This is a genomic window from Collinsella sp. AF14-35, from assembly GCF_003464565.1.
In the GTDB taxonomy this organism is placed as follows: Bacteria; Actinomycetota; Coriobacteriia; order Coriobacteriales; family Coriobacteriaceae; genus Collinsella.
Genome location: NZ_QRZD01000003.1, coordinates 15,648 through 34,309, shown reverse-complemented (window position 1 = coordinate 34,309; position 18,662 = coordinate 15,648). Strand labels below are relative to the sequence as shown.

Here is an 18,662-nt window from a genome sequence, read left to right as displayed (position 1 = left end):
CAACGTAGCCCCCATCACTCAAAATCTTCTTGGCCCAAATCGGCATATAGCCTGCGCTTGCGAATGTAGCCGAGCACGGACTCGCTCGTAAGATAGCGCACGCTCATGCCGCGGGCAACTCGCTTACGAATGTTCGTCGAGCTGATCGCCAGCGCCGGAATCTGAATATAGCGCACGTCGAACGGCAGCCCCGACTCTTTGATTCGGGCACGCGCCGTATCGATATCAAAGCCCGGTCGCGTCGCCGCAATAAAGGTAGCAAGCTCAGCGATTCGTTCGGCATCATGCCAGGTCACAATATCGATAATCGCATCGGCGCCCGTAATAAAGTAGAGCTTTACCTGCGGCGGGTAAAAGTCGCGAAGGGCATGAAGCGTATCGGCCGTATAGGTCACGCCCGGACGGTCGATCTCGAAACGGCTCGCCAAAAAAGCCGGATTCGCGGCGGTGGCGAGAACCGTCATGGCATAACGGTCCTCAGCAGGCGTCACCGGTTTGTCGAGTTTAAAGGCAGGAGAGCCGGCCGGCATAAAGAGCACAGCGTCCAAGTCGAGCGACTCGCGCGCCTGCTCGGCAGTCACCAAGTGCCCGTAATGAATCGGGTCGAAGGTGCCGCCCATAATGCCAAGCCGAAACTCTTTGCCCTCTTTTATGGGCAGCTCGGGCAAACCGATTCCACCGCGCAGCGACATGGCTTACTCGCCCTCCGAGGTCTCGGCATCGTCCGCGGCATCCGCCGCATCGACAACCTCGACGCCCTCATCCGGAGCATCGGTCACGTCAAGGGCCTCAACGGCAACGTCCTCGCCAGCGTCCTCGAGCTCCTCGTACTCCGAGAAGTCCTCGGCGCCCTCAAAGTCAAAGGCGCGCTGGCAAATGCGGACCTCGTCGCCCGCACGGCAGCCGGCCTTCTCGAGCGCGTCGTCAACACCCATGCGCGCAAACTTATGCTGCAGGTAGATGACGGCTTCCTCGTTTTCCCAGTCGGTCTGGATAACCATGCGCTCGATGGCGCGACCGACCACGCGGAAGGCACCGGGCTCTTCCTGAACAATGCGGAAACGCTTCTCGCGCTGCAGGCGACGGCGCTCCCACTCCTCGTCGCGAAGATCGACCGGCTCATCGGAGACCGCCAGCTCGGCGCGCAGCTTAGCCACCTGCTCGCCCACGGCAAGCATCAGCGTGTTGAGGCCGGCGCCCGTCACGGCGGACACGGCAAAGAACAAATGTCCATCGTCGAGCGCGGCGCGCTTAAGGTCGGCAATCTTGTCGGCCGTGCCCGGCGCATCGCACTTGTTGGCGACGACGATCTGCGGACGCTCCGAAAGCTCGGCGCCATACTGCTCGAGCTCACGGTTGATGATGCGGTAATCCTCAACCGGGTCGCGATCCTCAAAACCGCCCGTCATGTCGACGACATGCATGATCAGCGCCGTACGCTCGATGTGGCGCAGGAACTGGTGGCCCAAGCCCTTGCCCTCGCTCGCGCCCTCGATGAGGCCGGGGACGTCGGCAACGACATAGGAGTACTCGCCGGCACGCACCATACCCAGGTTGGGCACGAGCGTGGTAAACGGATAGTCGGCGATCTTGGGTCGGGCGGCACTCATGCGCGCGATAAGCGAGGACTTGCCCACCGAGGGGAAGCCCACGAGCGCGGCATCAGCCATGAGCTTCATCTCGAGCTCAATCCAGTGCTCCTCGGCCGGCTCGCCCAGCTGGGCGAATGCGGGCGCGCGGCGCACCGACGTCACAAAGTGCGTATTGCCCAGACCGCCGGCACCGCCGGGCGCCACAACGACGCGCTCGCCATCATGCACCAAGTCGGCAATCTCGAACATCGGGGTCTGCGTCTCGGGGTCGAGCTCGCGCACCACGGTACCCATGGGAACCTTGAGAATAAGGTCCTCGCCGCTCTTACCGTTACGACGGGCACCCTGCCCGTGCGTGCCGCGCTCGGCGCGGAAGTGATGCTTAAAGCGGTAATCGATCAGCGAAGACAGCTGAGCATCGGCCTGGATGACGACATTGCCGCCACGACCGCCGTCGCCGCCATCGGGGCCGCCCTTGGGGACAAATGCCTCGCGCCTAAACGACATGCATCCGGCTCCGCCGTCGCCGCCGCACACGTTAATGCGGCTGATATCGGTGAACTGTGACAACAGAATCGCCTCCTACAAAAAGAGGGAGACCCTTGAATCCTAAAACTCAAGTGCCTCCCACATATGTGCTCTATGAAGGGTGAATTATGCGTTCGCGAGCGGGCGTACGCTGACCCTGTGCTTGATACCCTTGTGGAACTCAACGGTACCGTCGACCAGCGCGAACAGCGTGTCGTCCTTGCCACGGCCAACGTTCTCACCCGGGTGGATGTGAGTGCCGTGCTGACGGACGAGAATCGTGCCCGTGGTTACCGTCTGGCCGGCATAGCGCTTCGTGCCAAGGCGCTGACCGCGGGAGTCACGGCCATTACGGGAGGAACCGAGTCCTTTTTTGTGTGCCATTGTGTATACCTACTCTTTCGTTACGAGTGTAATCTACTCGGCGACGGGAGCCTCGGCAACAGCCTCGGCCTCTGCCTTGACAGCCTTCTTGGCGCGGGACGTAGCCTGGACCTTCACGATCTTCAGCTTGGTGAGCTGCTGACGGTGACCCTTCAGACGACGATAGCGCTTACGCTTGTGGAACTTGAAGACCAGCTGCTTCTCGCCCTTGAACTGCTCAACGATCTGAGCGGTAACCTTGGCCTTGGCCAGCTTGTCGGGATCGGTGACGATCTTCTTACCATCGTTGAGGAAGATGACCGGCAGGGTGACCTTGTCGCCCTCATTGCCCTCGATCTTCTCGACGGTGATGACATCGTCGGTGGCGACCTTGTACTGCTTGCCGCCCGTGTTAACGATTGCGTACATGTTTACTTGCCCTTCATGCATCAGTTAGTGCAACAGCCGAATATAGTAGCAGGCGATAATACCCCCGTCAACGAGTATGTGGAGCAAATCCACAAGTTCGCACAGGTATGGGGCTGACGAGTCGGCCCTCGTCGTCCTCGCATGCTTGATTCTGACGCTCGACATCGTAGGAGCAGATGGTCACGAGGTCTTGCATACCGGTGGAAACAATAGGTGCATCGACGCCCGGGGTCAAGCCCTGCAACAAAACATCAGCAGCAGAAAGCAAAATCTCCGGACGCATGGAGCCCTCGTTGTCGGCATGGGTGTCGAGCATGAGCACCAGATGGTCCTCACACTCCCCCGCCGTGAGCTCATAGCCAACGAGCGTATGGTCCAGATCAAGTCGCTTGCTCTTTTTGCCGCGTGCGTAGTCGATGCCATGGCCTGCACGCAACGTGTCGATCGCGGCGCGTACCTCATCGGCGCTCACGGGCGCCTCGGGATCCAGGTGCAGGTCGATGCGATACGACAGGCGCGTGAGCTGAGCCGTGAGCGCCGGCGTGCGCACGTCGATGTAGGCAGCCTCGATAGGCGCCAGATCGGCAGGCGATGCAGCGGCCAGACGCTCAAAGGCCTCGTCAAGCGCGACGAACTCGGTCATAAACAGGTCATACCACTCGCAGGTCGACGACGTGCCCACGGGCAGCGCCGACGAAAAGCCCACGCGCATATGCGGTGAGAAACCCTGCGTCACGGCATAGGGCAGGCCCGCACGGCGCACGATACGCTCAATGGTATGGATTAGTTCCAAATGGCCCAGGTACTTGAGGCGATCACGCTTGCCGTAGCGAACGCGCAGCCTAAAGAGCGTGGGATTGTCGGTCAAACGCTCACTCATGCGCGATCACCCATCAATACATTCTTGGCGTGGAGCGTGGGGCAGATTCCGCAACCGGTGCACGACGTGCGGGTGCAGTCGGGCGTCGTGACGCCCTCGAGCGAACGGCGGTATTCGCGCTCGAGGAAGCCGCGCGAGCAGCCGGGGCTCACGTGCTCCCAGGGCAGACGCCAGTCCAGCTCATAGGGCAGGTGCACGAGCTCGTTGAGGTCGATGCCGTTTTTGGCAGCGGCCTCCTTCCAGTTGTCGAGCGAAAAGTGCTCCACCCAGGCGTCGAAGCGCGAGCCCGCACGCCAGGCATCGATGATGACCGGCGTCATATCGCGACCGGCACGGGAGAGCGCAGCCTCGATGAGCGAGGTCTCGGCATCGTGGTAATGCACGCGGACGGCACGGTTACGAACGCTCGTGATGAGCAGCTTCTGGCGGCGCTTGACGTCGTCGTAATCGAGCTGCGGGCACCACTGGAAGGGCGTTGCCGCCTTGGGGATGAACACCGAAACCGAGATAGACACCGAGATAGACCCGCGGCGCGCCTTGGGCACCACGGAACGGCCAAGCTCCAGCACGTGATCGGCCAGGTTGGCGATAGCCACGATGTCCTCATCGCGCTCGCCGGGAAGGCCCATCATGAAGTAGAGCTTCATGCGGTTCCAGCCGGCCTCGAAGGCTGCCTTGGCCGCGCGATCCAAGTCCTCCTCGGTCACGTTCTTGTTGATGATGTCGCGCATACGCTGGCTGCCCGCCTCGGGCGCGAACGTCAGGCCGCCCTTCTTTTCGCCGGCGACCGACTCGGCCATATCCACGCCAAACGAATCCAGGCGCTGCGAGGGAATGGACACGCGAATGCCCGTGTCTTCCAGACGGCGGTTAAGGCGACCGAGCACATCGCGGATGCAGGAGTGGTCGGTCGTCGAAAGCGAGGTAAGCGACACCTCGTCATAGCCGGTCTTTTCCAGGCCCTGGATCACCGACGAGACGATCTGGTCGGCCGAACGCTCACGCACCGGGCGATACGTCATGCCGGCCTGGCAAAAACGACAGCCGCGAGCGCAGCCGCGCAGAATCTCGATAGACAGGCGGTCGTGAACCAGCTGCGCATAGGGCACGCACGACTGCGACAGCGGATTCGTGGCGCCGAAATCCTCGACGACGCGTTTGTAGACCACGGTCGGCGCATCCTTGCCCTCGCGCGGCACGGTGTAGCCATGCGGCGAGCAGGGCTCGTCGTGACGAACCTCATAGAGCGACGGCACGTAGTTGCCGGCAATGGATGCAAGCTGCTCAACAATCTGCGCGCGCGGGACTCCTTCGTCGCGCAGGCGGCGATGCAGCTGGCAGGTCTCGAGCAGCGATTCCTCGCCCTCGCCGATGAGGATGGCATCGAAGAAGGCCGCGTACGGCTCGGGGTTGTACACCGAGGGGCCGCCGGCGATGATGATGGGGTCGTCTTCACCTCGGTCGGCCACTAACAGCGGAATGCCAGCGAGGTCGAGTGCCTCAAGGAAGTTCGTCACCGCCATCTCGTGCGGCACATGCAGACCGACGATATCAAACGAAGCGACGGGGGCGGCACCCTCGAGCGACAGCAGCGGAATACCCGCCTCGCGCATGGCGTCACCCATATCGGGCCACGGCACATAGCCACGCTCGCAGGAGATGCCCTCGGCCTGGTTAAGGATGTTGTAGAGGATGGCGATACCCTGGTTGGGCAGACCGACCTCGTACACATCCGGGTAGATCAGGCAGCAACGGTAGTCGGCATCGGCCTTTGAAAGCGTGCCCCACTCGTGATCGATATAGCGACTCGGCTTTTCGACCTTGGCGAGCAGCGGCTCAATTAAATGAAAACAGTCTTGATACGGAACGCGCAACGGAAAACCCCTAAGCAGCGAGATCGGATGCGTCCTCGTAGGACGCCATAGGACGGGTAGCGCCCGCGACCGTGGTCACCAGATCGCGAACGCGGGAGAACGTGGCAGTGACCACCTCGTTGGCACGGCTGTAGTCGACATCGCGCTCGTAGAGCGAAACGAGCGCACGGCCCATGCCATAGGTGCCCGCGGCGGCAGTAAGCGCCTTGACGGCAAACCCAATATGCGGCGTCTGCTTGACGAGCGCGCGGGTGAACGCGCGGATCACAAGACCGCCGGCAAGCACGCCCGCGACCTCGTAGCCGCGCTCAGGCTTAATGCCGCGTCCAAAGACGGCAGCGAGCTCAAAGAGCATGCCCACCTGCGCCAGCGCCATCACGGGATAATCGGCGCCCGGCAAAAACACCAGCGCACCGGTCGCCATATTGGTGAGCGCGCACGAGGTGATGATACGATTGGCCGCCGCGATGCGCATGAAGGCAAAGTTCGCCGCAAAAGCCGTTTCCTTGTCGGTGCGATCGAGAATCCAGCGGGCAAGCGTCTCGAGCAGATACGTCTTATCGGTTGCCGCTACCACGCCGAGCATAGGCGTGGACTCCTCGATAAACGGCACCTCCACAGCAGACTCGGCAAGCACGCACACGGGCGCGCCGGCGATCACGAGCTCCTGCACGGCACTCTCCAAGCGGTCGGAGCCGCACGAGAGCACCAGTACCACATCGGTATCGGTCTTTGGAGCAATTCGCTCCTCCCCCAGACGCTCGACGCGCACAATGCCCGAGGTCGTCTGCGGTACAAAGGCGTCACGCACCGTCTCGGCCAGAAAGCGCGAGGCGGACGAATCCAAATAGACCGAGACGCGCACCGGCGTATCGGAATCCTTCTTAACGGACGCGCCCATCTTAAAAGCGCGGGTCAGCTTATCTACGGGAATTTTCATAGCAAACCCCTCCAGCGGTTACGCGGCGCCCGAACGATGCCGCCATATGGATTGTACGATACCCACCGTCAGCAGCTGAATCATCATCGAAGACGAACCGAAGCTAATAAACGGTAGCGGAATACCGGTAATCGGCATCATGCCGATGCACATGCCGATGTTTTCGAAGGTCTGGAACGCCCACATGCCAACGATGCCCACACACGATAGGCGCAAGAACAGCGACTCACACTTAAAGGCGACGCGAATCGTCGAAAAGATCAGCAGCACGTAGAGGCACAGGAGCAAAAAGGAACCGCAAAAGCCAAAGGTCTCGGACAGGAAGGCGAAGACGAAGTCGGTGTGGAACTCGGGCAGAAAGCCGCCGGCCGACTGCGTCGCATGGCCCAAACCCTTACCAAAGAAGCCGCCCGAGCCAACGGCGATAAGCGACTGCTGCAGGTTGTAGGCATCGTCCGAATCGGCATTATCGGGGTCGATAAAGACCGTCAGACGGTTCATCTGATACTGCTTGATGAGCACATCGTGGCCGAGCAACGAATCAAAGACCGAATCGAGCGCCAGGACGAGGGCCACCAGGCCCACGAGCAGGGCCAGGGTCGACAGCACCCATTCGCGGCGTGCACCGCTCATGCAGATTACGATGGCGCCCGAGACCAGCACGACCAGGCCCGAGCCCAGGTCGCCCATGGCGACGACGGCCAAAAACGGAATGGACAGCATGCCGCAGAGCTTGACGTAGTCGCGAACGGTATCGATGCGGCCGTTATACTGCGAGCCAAGCGTGGCGATAAAGAAGATGGTGATGAGCTTGGCAAGCTCGACCGGCTGGAATGTCAAGCCGATACCGGGAATCTTGATCCAGCCTGTCATGCCCAGACCGCCCGTATAGGACAGACCCGGAATCTTGGGCGAGAAGATCACGATCAGGTCGATGACGAGCAACGCCGTCGAAAAATTGGAAATACCGCGCAGATCGGTACGCCAGACGAGCACCGCAAGCACCGCGCCAATGCCAATGCCCAGCAGGTGGCGCGAGAATGAGGCGTCGGCCTTAAACTGTGACGCCGACCAAATAATGATGGCGCCATAGGCAACGAGCGCGACGGTAGCCAGCAGCACACCGATATGCACCTTTTGGCGAAACGTACCGCGCGAGGCCGAAAGTTGCTTGTTGACGCGGTCCAGGCTGCTGCGAGAGCCGGTCTTGGTTGAACGGAACAGATCCGCCGGAGAAAAATCCATCGCAACCTCCTATCGAACCGAAGAATCGCCCGAGGCCGAAGAGGTATCGGGCTCGTCATAAATCACGCCGAGCACGTCGCGCACGACATGCATCGCGGTATCCGAACCACCGCCGCCCTGCTCCAGGACAGTAGCGATGACATACTTGGGGTCATCGGCCGGTGCATAGGCGCAGAACCACGCGTATTCGTCCTCGCCGCTTTTCTCGCCCGTGCCCGACTTGCCGTACACCTGCGGCGTCAGGGTGCCAAAGTGAGCCGCCAGGGACGTCGATGCCGTGTAAATCACGTCGTGCATGCCGTTGCGAACAAGAGTCAAATCCGAATCGCTGTTGATCTTGGCCTCCAGGCGCTTCTTCTTGCCCTTGCCGTTGTACTTATAGGCATCGCCGTCGCCATCGCGCGACACGGCAGACAAAAACACGTGAGGCACGTACTGTTTGCCGCCGTTGGCAAGACCCATATAGGCGCACGCCATCTGCAGGGGCGTCACCAGGATGTCGCCTTGGCCGATGGCAATGTTGGTCATATCGCCGGCATTCCACTTGCGGTCCTCGGCAGAGGCGTCGGTAAAGTACGACTCTTTCCACTCGGCATCGGGAATACGGCCCGCGCCCTCACTCGGCAGATCGATACCGCAGGTCTTGCCTAGGCCCCAGCGACGAAAGACCTCCTGCAGGCCCTCGGAATGTTGCTCGTCATAAAAGAAGGCCTTGCCCATGTCGTAGAAGACGGGGTCGCACGAGTTGGCGATACCCGACTGCAGCGTCATGGTGCCGTGGCCAGACGTCAGCCAGCAGCGCTTGCCCCAAGCCTTGCCCAGGCCCGTCCAATAGCCCGTGCAGTTGGTTGTCTGCGTTGAAGTGTAGGTTCCAAACTCAAGACCGGCCAGTGCCGAGAGCGGCTTGATGGTCGAGGCCGACATGTACTGTCCGCTAATGGCGCGGTTGAGCAGCGGGTGCGAACCCTTGTCATCATTGAGCTCGGTCCACACGTCATTTGAGACGCCGCCGATAAAGACGGACGGATCGAACTTGGGCTCGCTCGCCATGCCCAGGATCTCGCCATTGTTGGGATCGAGACACACCACAGCGCCGTTGCCGGCATTGCTGTAGCCAGTGGTCTTGGCAAGCTCGATGGCGCTCGCCAGCGCCGTCTCACAGGCCTGTTGGATCTTAAGATCGAGCGTGAGCTTAATGTCGGAGCCGGCCTTGGCGGGCACGGCGCCGGCCTGACCGGTCACATTGCCCGAGGCATCGACCTTGACGGTCTGCTCGCCACGAATACCCTGCAGCAGGTTTTCGTAGTAGCTCTCAACACCCGCCTGGCCCACGATATCGCCCGACTGGTACGTAATCCGGCCAGCAGAAGCATCATCATCACCAGAGGTTTTCTTATTCTGGGCCTCGAGCTGCTCGGAGGTAATGGTGCCGGTATAGCCCAAGATATGGCATGCCGTCTCGCCATATGGATACTGGCGCTCGGTACGCTCGGCAATCTTGACGCCCGGGAACTCGCCGGCGTGCTCCTGAATATAGGCAACCGTGGAGCGACGGACGTCCGTCGCGATGGTATGCAGGCTCTGAGCGCCCTCGGAATTGTCCTGAATATTGCGCAGCACCGCCACGTAGGGCATACCGAGCACGTTGGCAAGATGGCGAACCAGAACCTCATCCTCGGCAAGGTCGCGGTAGGCCACGACAGCAAGTGAGGGACGGTTCTGGACAAGCGCCACGCCATTGCGGTCGAGGATGCGGCCGCGCACAGCGGGTGTGGTAACGGTGCGCGTCTGATTGCTATTAGCCTGCTTTTCGTAATAGTCCGACGAGACCATCTGCATGCCCCACAGCTTGACGGCAAGCGCCGCGAACATCGCGCCCACACCCGTGGTGAGGATGGAGAAGCGGCCCTTAAAGGCGGTCGCCGCGGTATTGCCCTCGCCCTCGGTGGCGCGCGGGGCCGTCCCATGCTGCGTATCGTAGGTAAAACGAGAATCGCCGCGACGCATAATGACCAGTGCGACCACGATGGCCACAACCAGCACGATACCGGCGATAATAACCGTCATCTGGGAAGACATCTACGAGCCTCCCCTATTTGAGCTTACGGGTCTTGGGCTTAAAGCGCATGCCCGTCTGGCGTCCGCCACGTGCGGAGAATCCATAACCGGACTGCGGCACGACGCCGGACATCAAAAACGGAATGGCAACCAGACCCGTCAGGATCGAAGACGGCAGCGCATGGCCGAAGATCGCCACGACAAAGCTCGTCTCCAAACCCATAAACAGCAAGATGATGCTGTAGATCACATTAATGACGAACGCGAAGGCGCCCACCGTGATGCCGCGCGCACTCGGGGCACCGCCCGTCTGACCGGCAGCGCTATGCACCAGGGCAAAAGAACCCACGGTCAGCAGGAGCGACATAACGCCCACCGGCACGGCAGCGGAAAGGTCATAGAACAAGCCGCTGCAAAAACCGCACACGACGGCACGGGTCGGGTCGCCCGAGAACACGCTTAGGCACACCAGGATAATCATAAAGTTGACGCGACCGCCCGCAATGGAGATCTGCGGTGCCAGGCCTGCCTGCAGCAGCACGCACACAATGGCGGCGATTACAAACGTGCGGGAGCTCATCCCCTGCTCGTGTAGATCCATGGACATGCCCCCTATTCGCTCGAGCCGGAATCGGTCGTCTCGGACGTGTCGGAACTGTCATCCGGGCTCTCGTCCTTCGTCTTGGTCGCAGCATCGCGCGACGTTCCCTGCGGCGTGCTGTTGGCCGTGTTCACGTCCTCATCCGAGGCCGACTGTTCGTCGGTCAGCGAGGTAATGACCAGCACTTCCTCGTTGTTCTCGGCCGTCGTCTGGGCGCGCACCACAATGGTGTAGTACACGTCGTTAGCCGATTTCTCAACAGACGAGACGGTGCCGAGCGGTAGACCCTTGGGGAACACACCGCCAATGCCCGAGGTCACGATGATGTCGCCAACCTTAACGTCGGAATCGACGCTCACGTACTCAAGACGCAGCGTGCCGTCAGCCTGACCCTGCAGCATGCCCTGGGCGCGCGTGTCCTGCACCATAGCGGACACGCCCGAGTTCTCATCGCCAATCAGGCGCACGGTGGACGTCTTGGCCGAGACCTCGATAATCTGGCCTATGACACCGGCAGAACTCGTCACAGGCATGTTGATGGTAAGACCGTCGGCAGAACCCTTATCGATGGTGACGGTCGAGGTCCAGGCATCGCCCGAAGCGCCGACGATACGAGCTGCGGTTGATTTGAGGTTGTAGGTCGACTGCAGGCCGACCAGCCCCTCCAGTCGCTCGGCGGTCTTTTGAGCCTCGGAGAGCTCGGCAACCTTAGAGGTCAGTTCCTCGTTTTGCTTCTTAAGCTCGTCAAGCGTGTCCTGCGACGCCGTAAGGTTAGAGAACACGTTACCGATCGCATTGAAGGGAGCCGCCACAGCCGAGCCCACAAAGCGCACCGGCGAGGTAATCGTCGTCACGCCCGAGCGCACGGCATGAATCGGTCCTGCCTCGCCCTCGCGGATGTAAAACGTGAGCAGCAACACCGAAATCAGGCTGAAAACAATCAACGGGCGCATACCCGTTGATTGTCGCTTGGTATTCAGATTTGTGGAGAAACCCGAAGATCGTGCCAAATGGAATCCACCTTTTGGAAATTAAGCATTGGTCTGGACGAAGCCGCCATCAAACGCATTGGCCTCGAGCACGCGGGCACAGCCGTTAACAACGTTATCGAGCGCCGTGGGGCTGACGTTGACCGAAACGCCGGTCTCATCGCGCAGGCGCACATCGAGACCGCGCAGCAGCGCGCCGCCACCGGTCAGCAAAATGCCATAGTACATAAGGTCCGAGGCAAGATCGGGAGGCGTAGCGTCGAGTGCGTCCTTGACGGCCTTGGCCATCTCGTCGAGCGGCTTGTTGAGTGCGCGACGAATCTCCTCGCTCTCGATGCGCACGGTCTTGGGCAGACCGGTGATCACGTCGCGGCCGTTGACCTCGACGTCGAGCTCATCCTTGAGCGGCACGGCGGAGCCGACCTTGATCTTGATGTCCTCTGCCGTACGCTCGCCGATGGCCAGGTTGTAGGCATCACGAACGTGCGTGAGGATGGCCTGATCGAACTCGTCGCCGGCAATACGGATGGACTGCGAGACGACGATGCCGCCCATAGCGATAACGGCAACCTCGGTGGTACCGCCACCGATGTCGATGACCATGGAGCCGGTGGGTTCCTCGACGGGCAAGTCGGCGCCGATGGCAGCCGCCATGGGCTCTTCGATCAGATAGGCCTGGCGGGCACCGGCCTGGATCGTGGCCTCAAAGACAGCGCGCTTCTCGACCGACGTGACACCGGAGGGAACGCAGACGACAACACGCGGACGCGGAGTCCACGGATAGCGCTTCTCGGACGCCTTGTCGATAAAGTAGCGAAGCATGGCCTCGGTAACATCAAAGTCGGCGATGACGCCGTCCTTCAGGGGACGAACGGCCACGATGTTGCCGGGCGTACGGCCGAGCATGCGCTTTGCCTCGATACCGACCGCCAAGATGCGCTCGTCGTTCTTGTCGATGGCGACAACAGAGGGCTCGCGAATGACGATGCCCTTGCCGCGCACGGAGACAAGCGTATTGGCGGTGCCGAGGTCGATGGCAAGATCGCCCGCATAGCTACCGAAGAACATATCCATCAAAGAAAACAACGCAACTCCTGATGTGTTGGATGATTGCTGGAAAACTACTAGCTCATCATACTAGCGCAAGCCCGGCGCCTCACTTGCGGTGAAGCGCCGGGCAAAGCTAAATCCCATAAGGTCACTACTGGTTGTCAGCAGCCGAGAAATCCATATCAAGCGAAGAAACGGCCCAGCCGATATGGTTGTCGGAGCGCACGAATTTGACGGTGTACTCCTGCTCGCCGCCCTTGGACAGCGATGCCTTCACCTTGGCGGTCGTCTCGGTCATGGACTGATCCATGCCCTCGACGGACACGGTGGCACCCTGCGGAATCGAGGAGATGATCATCGACTTAGCGTCCTCGGACAGGCTCGAGGCCAGGCAAGACTCGGCCTTTGCGGCGTCACCGTCGCCGGCAGCCTGGAACAGATCGGTAACGACAGACTCCTGAGACGGGAAGCCAAAGCCGCGCGTGTAGGCAAAGCCCAGACCGCCCGCGGCGATCAAAATAAGCAGAAGCAGAACGATGAAGACTTTAAGACCCGTATGGCGATGGCGACGACGGACCTTGGCCTGCTTACGATCCTGACGGTCCTGCTGGACCATCTCGGACTCGGACAGCGTAAAGAAGCCGGTGTCCGAGGGATCGGGCATAAACTGACCGGTCGCGCCCGTAGGATCGAGAGGATCGACGGCAGGAGCGTCCATCGCGGGCGCCGGAGCCGTGGCCATAGCCGTCTGGGCAGACAGCGCGGCAAGCGAATCGTGCACGCGGGCAAGCTCATCGGCCTGCTCGGAGGTGAGCTGGTAGATGCCATCGGCAGTAGCGGCGTTAAAGGCATCGAGTGCGTCGGAGGGGCGGCCGGCGGCAGAAAGCGCCTGACCCATGCCGGCGTTGAGCGCACGCGTGTCGTCGCGGGGGCCGGCAAAGTCGATAGCCGTGCGGTAAGTCTCCACGGCATCCGCCGGACGGCCGAGCTTAATGAAGCAACGACCGAGCTCGCCGAGCGCGGCGGCAGGAGCCGGATTGGCGCCGTCGATGGCAGCCTGACGGAAGGCGGTTCCCGCGTTGGCATGGTCGCCCGACTGGAACAGCGCATTGCCCAGGCCCAGATAGGCCTTGAACGGCGTGGCATAGGAAGCATCCTGCGTAGCAGCAGAGAACGCCTGAGCGGCCGTCGTGTAGTCGCCCACGGCGGCAAGCGCCTTGCCGCGGTTGGTGAGCAGCGCGCCGCGCTTGCCGTAGGTGCCGTCGTTGAGGGCGGCGGCATAGGCCTCGGCGGCCTCGGCATACATGCCCAGGTGCATCAAGGCGTTGCCACGAAGGTGATCGGCCTCGCCCATAATCTCATCGGAAGTCTTTGCCGCCCCAAGCATCTGGGCTGCAGCGGAAAAATCACCCGCGCGGTAAGCGGCGCGGCCCTGTTGGATCAGCTGGCTATTCAAGGAAGTCCCCTTTACTCGTGAACGATCTCGACATGGACGATCTCGTCGCCGGCACGCAGCTGCGAAATCACATCGAGACCCTCGACCGTGGTACCAAAGACGGTGTAACCGGAATCGAGGTTATGCTGGGCACCCAGGCAGAAGTAGAACTGCGAACCCGCGGAATCGGGGTCCATGGAGCGTGCCATGGCAAGGGCGCCATCGACATGGCTGTTGCGCGGATTGGTGGCAAACTCGCCCTTGATGCAGTAGCCGGGGCCACCGGTACCGGGCATGCCGTCGGGGCCCTCAAGACCGGCGGCGACGTCGGCGCCGGACATGTCGCGGGTATTGGGGTCGCCACCTTGGATAACAAAACCGGGCACATAGCGATGGAACTTAAGGCCATCATAGAAACCCATCGTGGAAAGCTCGCAGAAGTTCGCGACATGAATGGGAGCGCCCTCGCCGTCAAACTTGACCTTGATGGTACCCTTCGACGTCTCGATTACGGCGCACTCGTCGCCGACAAGCTGATACTCGGGCGTGTAGAGCTCTTTCTTAAAACCAAACATGTGGTTCCTTCCTCGTGCGTTTAAAGCATATTTGTACGAATTGTAGCAATAAGCACGGGCTTACATCAATTGCGCACGTAGGTTATGCCGACTATGGCGAACTAATTTTAGGAACGCTGCTGCGGCTTCCAGGAACCCACATTGGCGTCGTACTGGTTCAGCGCGCTGTTGCCGCCCTGCGCGATGGGCGCCAGGATCTCGCTTTGGTGGGAACTCATCGACTCGCCATCGGGAATGGCCAGCGAGATATCCCAGCTCTGGCAGATCACGTCAACGCGCTCATACATCCACTCGGCAAGCTGCTTTAAGTGGGCGATGTCATCCGCATAGACCGTATCGTCCTGGTACTTAAGGTTGTTGAGCTCATCTTGCGTCTTTTTGATCTGGTCGCGCAGGGCGTAGGCACTCTGCGACAGCTCCTGACGGGTGGACAGCGGCGTTCGGAGATAGCCGTTGTTAAAGGAATCGATGACCTCGCCGATCTGGTCCTCGTCAGCGTAGGACACGATGGTCTGATACAGACCGTCGAGCCTGGTATAGAGCTGATCATCGGTGAGCACGGTTTCTTCCTGGACCACCTCCGCAGAATCGTCCTGCTTGGTATCGTCCTCAGTGGCCTCGCCCTTTTGGCGCGTGGGGAAGGTGGTCTGTGCAGCTTGGCCAAACTGGTCGTAGAAGCCGGGCATAACACCCATGGGATCGGTCGTCACGAACCAATAGGCACCGCCGCAAACGACGGCAAGGACCGCGATTACGATAAGCGGCTTGGGAATATGACGCTTGTGCTTGTGATAGGCGTCCTCGTCGGGGTGCACCTTGCGCTTGGGTTTTTGAGCATCGTCATGCAGGGAAACGGGCATGGGAATATCGACCTTGGGGATACCGAAATCCTTATCGAAAGCCGGCAGCACGCAGGTCTCATTGGGGTCGGCGGCGTCCGAAAGCACCGCAGCGGCAGAGGCCGGCGCATGCGGCACCTCGGTATCGATCTGCTCTTGCGTTAGGCGCGGAAAGCCCGCCGTGCGGCCCGCTGCCAGGTCGGATGCGGCCGCGTCCTCGGAGAGGATACCCGGAGCGGGGCGTCCGCATTTGGGGCACGTACGATCATGCGGAGAAAGACGGGCACCGCAGCCCTCACAGAACACGAACTCGGTGTGCTCGGGACCATCGCCCGGACCCACATAGGCGTTGCAGTAGGGGCAGAACGAGGCGCCGTCCTCGATGGTCTTAAGGCAATGCGGACAGATCACGGCATCCTCTCTTCGAAGCAATTCAAACAATCGAGGTTAGAGCATAACATCGCCAAGGCCCCACAGGAGCAAGGCACCAATTCAACATCGCCAGGGCGCGTAGTTACTTCTTCTTTTTGCTCGGCATCGAGACTTTGATGCCTTGGGCGGACTTGGTTACGCGGGAGCGCTTGACTCCGGTACTCTTCTTTTTCTTGGGCTGGGCCTGGGCCACGCCCTCGAGTGCGCGGGCCTCGGCCTCACGAACGGTGCGAGCTTCGCGGCGCTGCGCCATGTCGGCGGCGACGCGCTTGGCAAAACGCTCGGCCGTCGAACCCGTCGAGCTCACCTTGCCGCCACCGCGACCCAAGCGGACGCGCACACCGCGGCCAAAACCAGTTGCGGCATGACGACGACGCGGCTTGAGCGAATCCATCATCGTGGCGAGCTTAAAGAACACCGAGCAGGTGATGACCACGATGACAGCCAAGATAACCATCTGGCCCATCGACAGGTTGGCAATAGACAGCAGCTTCGGGAATCCGATAACGCCCGTCAGGATGCCGGCAACTACAAACACAAAGAGCGCCACACGTAAGGGCGTGAGGGGCTGCGAGATACGCCAGATCAGGCTGACACTCGCCGCGCACGACGTAAGTAGGCACATCGTAGACAGCGTGAGCCGGTTAAAGCCGAACACGCGCGCCACAAAGATATCGAGCGCCGCGGCCAAAATGACCGCAAGCGACGCCGGCAGTGCCCGCTTGAGCACGTTCGTCAGGAACGACCCCTTCACGCGAGCATTGTTGGGCTCCAGGCCCAACACAAAGCCCGGCGCGCCAATGCAGAAGAAGTTGATGAGCGTCATCTGAATCGGCTCGAAAGGGTACGGCGGCAGTGCGATGCACAGCGCCGCCAGGCCCATCGAGAACAGCGTCTTAGTCAGGAACAGCGAAGCCGAACGCTGCAGGTTGTTGATGGAGCGACGGCCCTCGGCCACCACGGCGGGCATCGAGGCAAAGTCGTTGTCGACGAGCACGATCTCGGCCACGTTACGCGCGGCATCGGAGCCGGCCGCCATGGCCACGGAGCAGTCGGCCTCCTTGAGCGCCAGCACGTCGTTGACGCCGTCGCCTGTCATGGCCACGGTGTGCTCGCGGCGCTTGAGCGCCTGCACGAGCTCGCGCTTCTGCTGCGGGGTCACACGACCAAAGACATGGTAGCGGTCCACTGCGGCATCGAGCTTGGCCGGCGTATCGAGCGTCGTGGCGTCCACATAAGCGTCCGCCCCCGGCACGCCCACCACGCGCGCGATCGACGACACCGTACGCGGGTCGTCGCCACTGATCACGTTGAGAGTCACGCCCTGCTCGTTAAAGTAGCCGATGGTCTCGGCCGCCGAGGTACGGATCTCGTCGCGTATGGTCACAAAGCCCACGGGCTCGGCCTCGCCCACCATATCGCCATCGGGCGTAAAGCCGTCAACGCGCGCCACCACGAGCACGCGGCAGGTATCGGCAAGCTCGGCGACACGGTTCTCGACCTGGGCAAACGCACGATCAGAGAGCACAAACTGCGCCGCACCCATCACATATGAGCCCTGTGCAAACGACGCGCCGCTCCACTTTTTGGAAGACGAGAACGGAATGACCGACAGCGGCTCGGACACCTCGACCGGACGGTCGGCGTAATAGTTGAGCAGCGCCTGACAGGTCTCGTTGGCATCGGCCGAGGTCGCACGTGCGACGTTAGCCAGCGCAAAATCGAGCACCGTGGTATCGACGGGAACGGCGGCGTCGCCCTCCCCCGCACCCATACCCTCGACCGGCAGCGGATAGGTACCCTCGACCTCCATGCGGCCCGACGTGATGGTGCCCGTCTTGTCCAGGCACAGCACGTCGACGCGCGCGAGCGTCTCAATGCAGTAGAGCTGCTGCGCGAGTACCTTGCGGCGGGCCAGGCGCACCGTGGCGATGGCGAGCACCGACGAGGTCAGCAGCACCAGGCCTTGCGGGATCATGCCCAGCAGGGCGCCCACCGTGTACAGCAGCGCCGACGAAGGCACATGACCAGCCAACAGCTCGGAGAAGCACCACGAAAGCGCGCTATTGCCTGGGGTTCCCGCGGCATCCCACAGCTCGCTCACGCTCGAGGCAAACAACGCCAAACCGAGCGGGATCATGATGATGCTCGCAAAGCGCACGATGGCGTTAGGCGCGTTCATGATCTCGGAATTGACCTTTTTTACGTACTTCGCCTCGTTATTAATTTTGGCCACGTAGTTGTCGGCGCCGACATGGATCACGCGGGCGCGCAGCAGGCCCGAGTCGATAAAGCTGCCGCTCATGAGCTCGGAACCGGGCTGTTTCTTAATGAGGTCGCTCTCACCCGTCAGCAGGCTCTCGTTCACGAGCGCCTCGCCCGAAACCACCACGGCGTCAGCGGGAATCTGGTCGCCGCGCCCCAGGCGGATGATATCGTCGAGCACGATCTGGTCCAGGTCGAGCTCCACCTCGGCGCCGTCGCGCACCGCAATGGCCTTCTTGGAGGTCAGCAGCGTGAGCTTATCGACCATCTTCTTGGAACGCATGGACTGAATGACGCCAATAGCAGTATTGAGGAACACTACGAACAGGAACGTCAGATTCTTAAACGAACCGGTCAAAATGACTAGGAACGCCAAAATCACGTTGATCAAATTGAACAGCGTGCAGAGGTTCTCGATGATGAGCTCTTTGACCGACTTGGTCTTGAGCTCCATGTTGCGGTTGATCTTACCGGCGGCGATGCGCTCCTCGACCTCGGCGGTCGAGAGTCCGCGCTCGATATCCGTTGCTGCCATACCACGTCCCATCACGTCGCGTCGGTATAAGA

Annotated in this window: 16 protein-coding genes; all 16 read right to left on the bottom strand. The window is 61.1% G+C overall.

Going from position 1 to position 18,662, the window contains the following annotated elements; all coding sequences use genetic code 11:
* Positions 1-14 precede the first annotated feature (14 nt).
* The 16 genes from nadD to DWW12_RS01660 all read right to left on the bottom strand — a co-directional run bounded on the left by nadD (position 15) and on the right by DWW12_RS01660 (position 18,630).
* Entirely contained in the window at positions 15-692 is a 678-nt protein-coding gene (nadD, locus tag DWW12_RS01735) for a nicotinate-nucleotide adenylyltransferase (protein ID WP_117637231.1), read from the bottom strand.
* A gap of 3 nt (positions 693-695) precedes the next feature.
* Entirely contained in the window at positions 696-2,162 is a 1,467-nt protein-coding gene (gene obgE, locus DWW12_RS01730; protein WP_199570626.1) for a GTPase ObgE, read from the bottom strand.
* 84 nt (positions 2,163-2,246) lie between these two features.
* Positions 2,247-2,504 (bottom strand): 50S ribosomal protein L27, encoded by a 258-nt coding sequence (gene rpmA, locus DWW12_RS01725; RefSeq protein WP_006236075.1) that lies wholly within the window; start codon positions 2,502-2,504, stop codon positions 2,247-2,249.
* 33 nt (positions 2,505-2,537) lie between these two features.
* Positions 2,538-2,912, bottom strand: coding sequence for a 50S ribosomal protein L21 (gene rplU / locus DWW12_RS01720; protein WP_035138585.1), 375 nt, complete (start codon positions 2,910-2,912; stop codon positions 2,538-2,540).
* A gap of 67 nt (positions 2,913-2,979) precedes the next feature.
* The gene (locus DWW12_RS01715; protein ID WP_117583244.1) at positions 2,980-3,792 is read right to left on the bottom strand and encodes a TIGR03936 family radical SAM-associated protein; all 813 of its coding nucleotides are present in this window, start codon (positions 3,790-3,792) and stop codon (positions 2,980-2,982) included.
* On the bottom strand, positions 3,789-5,666 hold the full coding sequence (locus DWW12_RS01710; RefSeq protein ID WP_117854704.1) for a TIGR03960 family B12-binding radical SAM protein: 1,878 nt from the start codon (positions 5,664-5,666) through the stop codon (positions 3,789-3,791). Before DWW12_RS01710 ends, DWW12_RS01715 begins: the two co-directional genes overlap by 4 nt.
* 10 nt (positions 5,667-5,676) lie before the next feature.
* Complete coding sequence (locus DWW12_RS01705) at positions 5,677-6,606, bottom strand: YcjF family protein (protein WP_117786066.1); 930 nt, start codon at positions 6,604-6,606, stop codon at positions 5,677-5,679.
* 18 nt (positions 6,607-6,624) lie between these two features.
* Positions 6,625-7,851, bottom strand: a complete 1,227-nt coding sequence (locus tag DWW12_RS01700; protein ID WP_055249988.1) for an FtsW/RodA/SpoVE family cell cycle protein — start codon at positions 7,849-7,851, stop codon at positions 6,625-6,627.
* Positions 7,852-7,860: 9 nt separating this feature from the next.
* Entirely contained in the window at positions 7,861-9,930 is a 2,070-nt protein-coding gene (gene mrdA, locus DWW12_RS01695; protein ID WP_055249986.1) for a penicillin-binding protein 2, read from the bottom strand.
* Positions 9,931-9,943: 13 nt separating this feature from the next.
* On the bottom strand, positions 9,944-10,510 hold the full coding sequence (locus DWW12_RS01690; protein ID WP_117583249.1) for a hypothetical protein: 567 nt from the start codon (positions 10,508-10,510) through the stop codon (positions 9,944-9,946).
* A gap of 11 nt (positions 10,511-10,521) precedes the next feature.
* Entirely contained in the window at positions 10,522-11,463 is a 942-nt protein-coding gene (mreC, locus tag DWW12_RS01685) for a rod shape-determining protein MreC (protein WP_117564242.1), read from the bottom strand.
* 78 nt (positions 11,464-11,541) lie between these two features.
* Complete coding sequence (locus tag DWW12_RS01680) at positions 11,542-12,573, bottom strand: rod shape-determining protein (protein ID WP_006236061.1); 1,032 nt, start codon at positions 12,571-12,573, stop codon at positions 11,542-11,544.
* A 127-nt stretch (positions 12,574-12,700) separates the two neighbouring features.
* Positions 12,701-14,005 carry a tetratricopeptide repeat protein gene (locus tag DWW12_RS01675; protein ID WP_117854703.1) on the bottom strand — a complete coding sequence of 435 codons (1,305 nt, stop codon included), beginning with the start codon at positions 14,003-14,005 and terminating at the stop codon, positions 12,701-12,703.
* Positions 14,006-14,016: 11 nt separating this feature from the next.
* On the bottom strand, positions 14,017-14,559 hold the full coding sequence (locus tag DWW12_RS01670) for a peptidylprolyl isomerase (RefSeq protein WP_055249980.1): 543 nt from the start codon (positions 14,557-14,559) through the stop codon (positions 14,017-14,019).
* Positions 14,560-14,666: 107 nt separating this feature from the next.
* Positions 14,667-15,809: a zinc ribbon domain-containing protein gene (locus DWW12_RS01665; RefSeq protein WP_158564348.1), complete on the bottom strand. Its 1,143-nt coding sequence runs from the start codon at positions 15,807-15,809 to the stop codon at positions 14,667-14,669.
* Positions 15,810-15,912: 103 nt separating this feature from the next.
* Positions 15,913-18,630 carry an HAD-IC family P-type ATPase gene (locus tag DWW12_RS01660; RefSeq protein WP_117854699.1) on the bottom strand — a complete coding sequence of 906 codons (2,718 nt, stop codon included), beginning with the start codon at positions 18,628-18,630 and terminating at the stop codon, positions 15,913-15,915.
* Between the last annotated feature and the right edge of the window lie 32 nt (positions 18,631-18,662).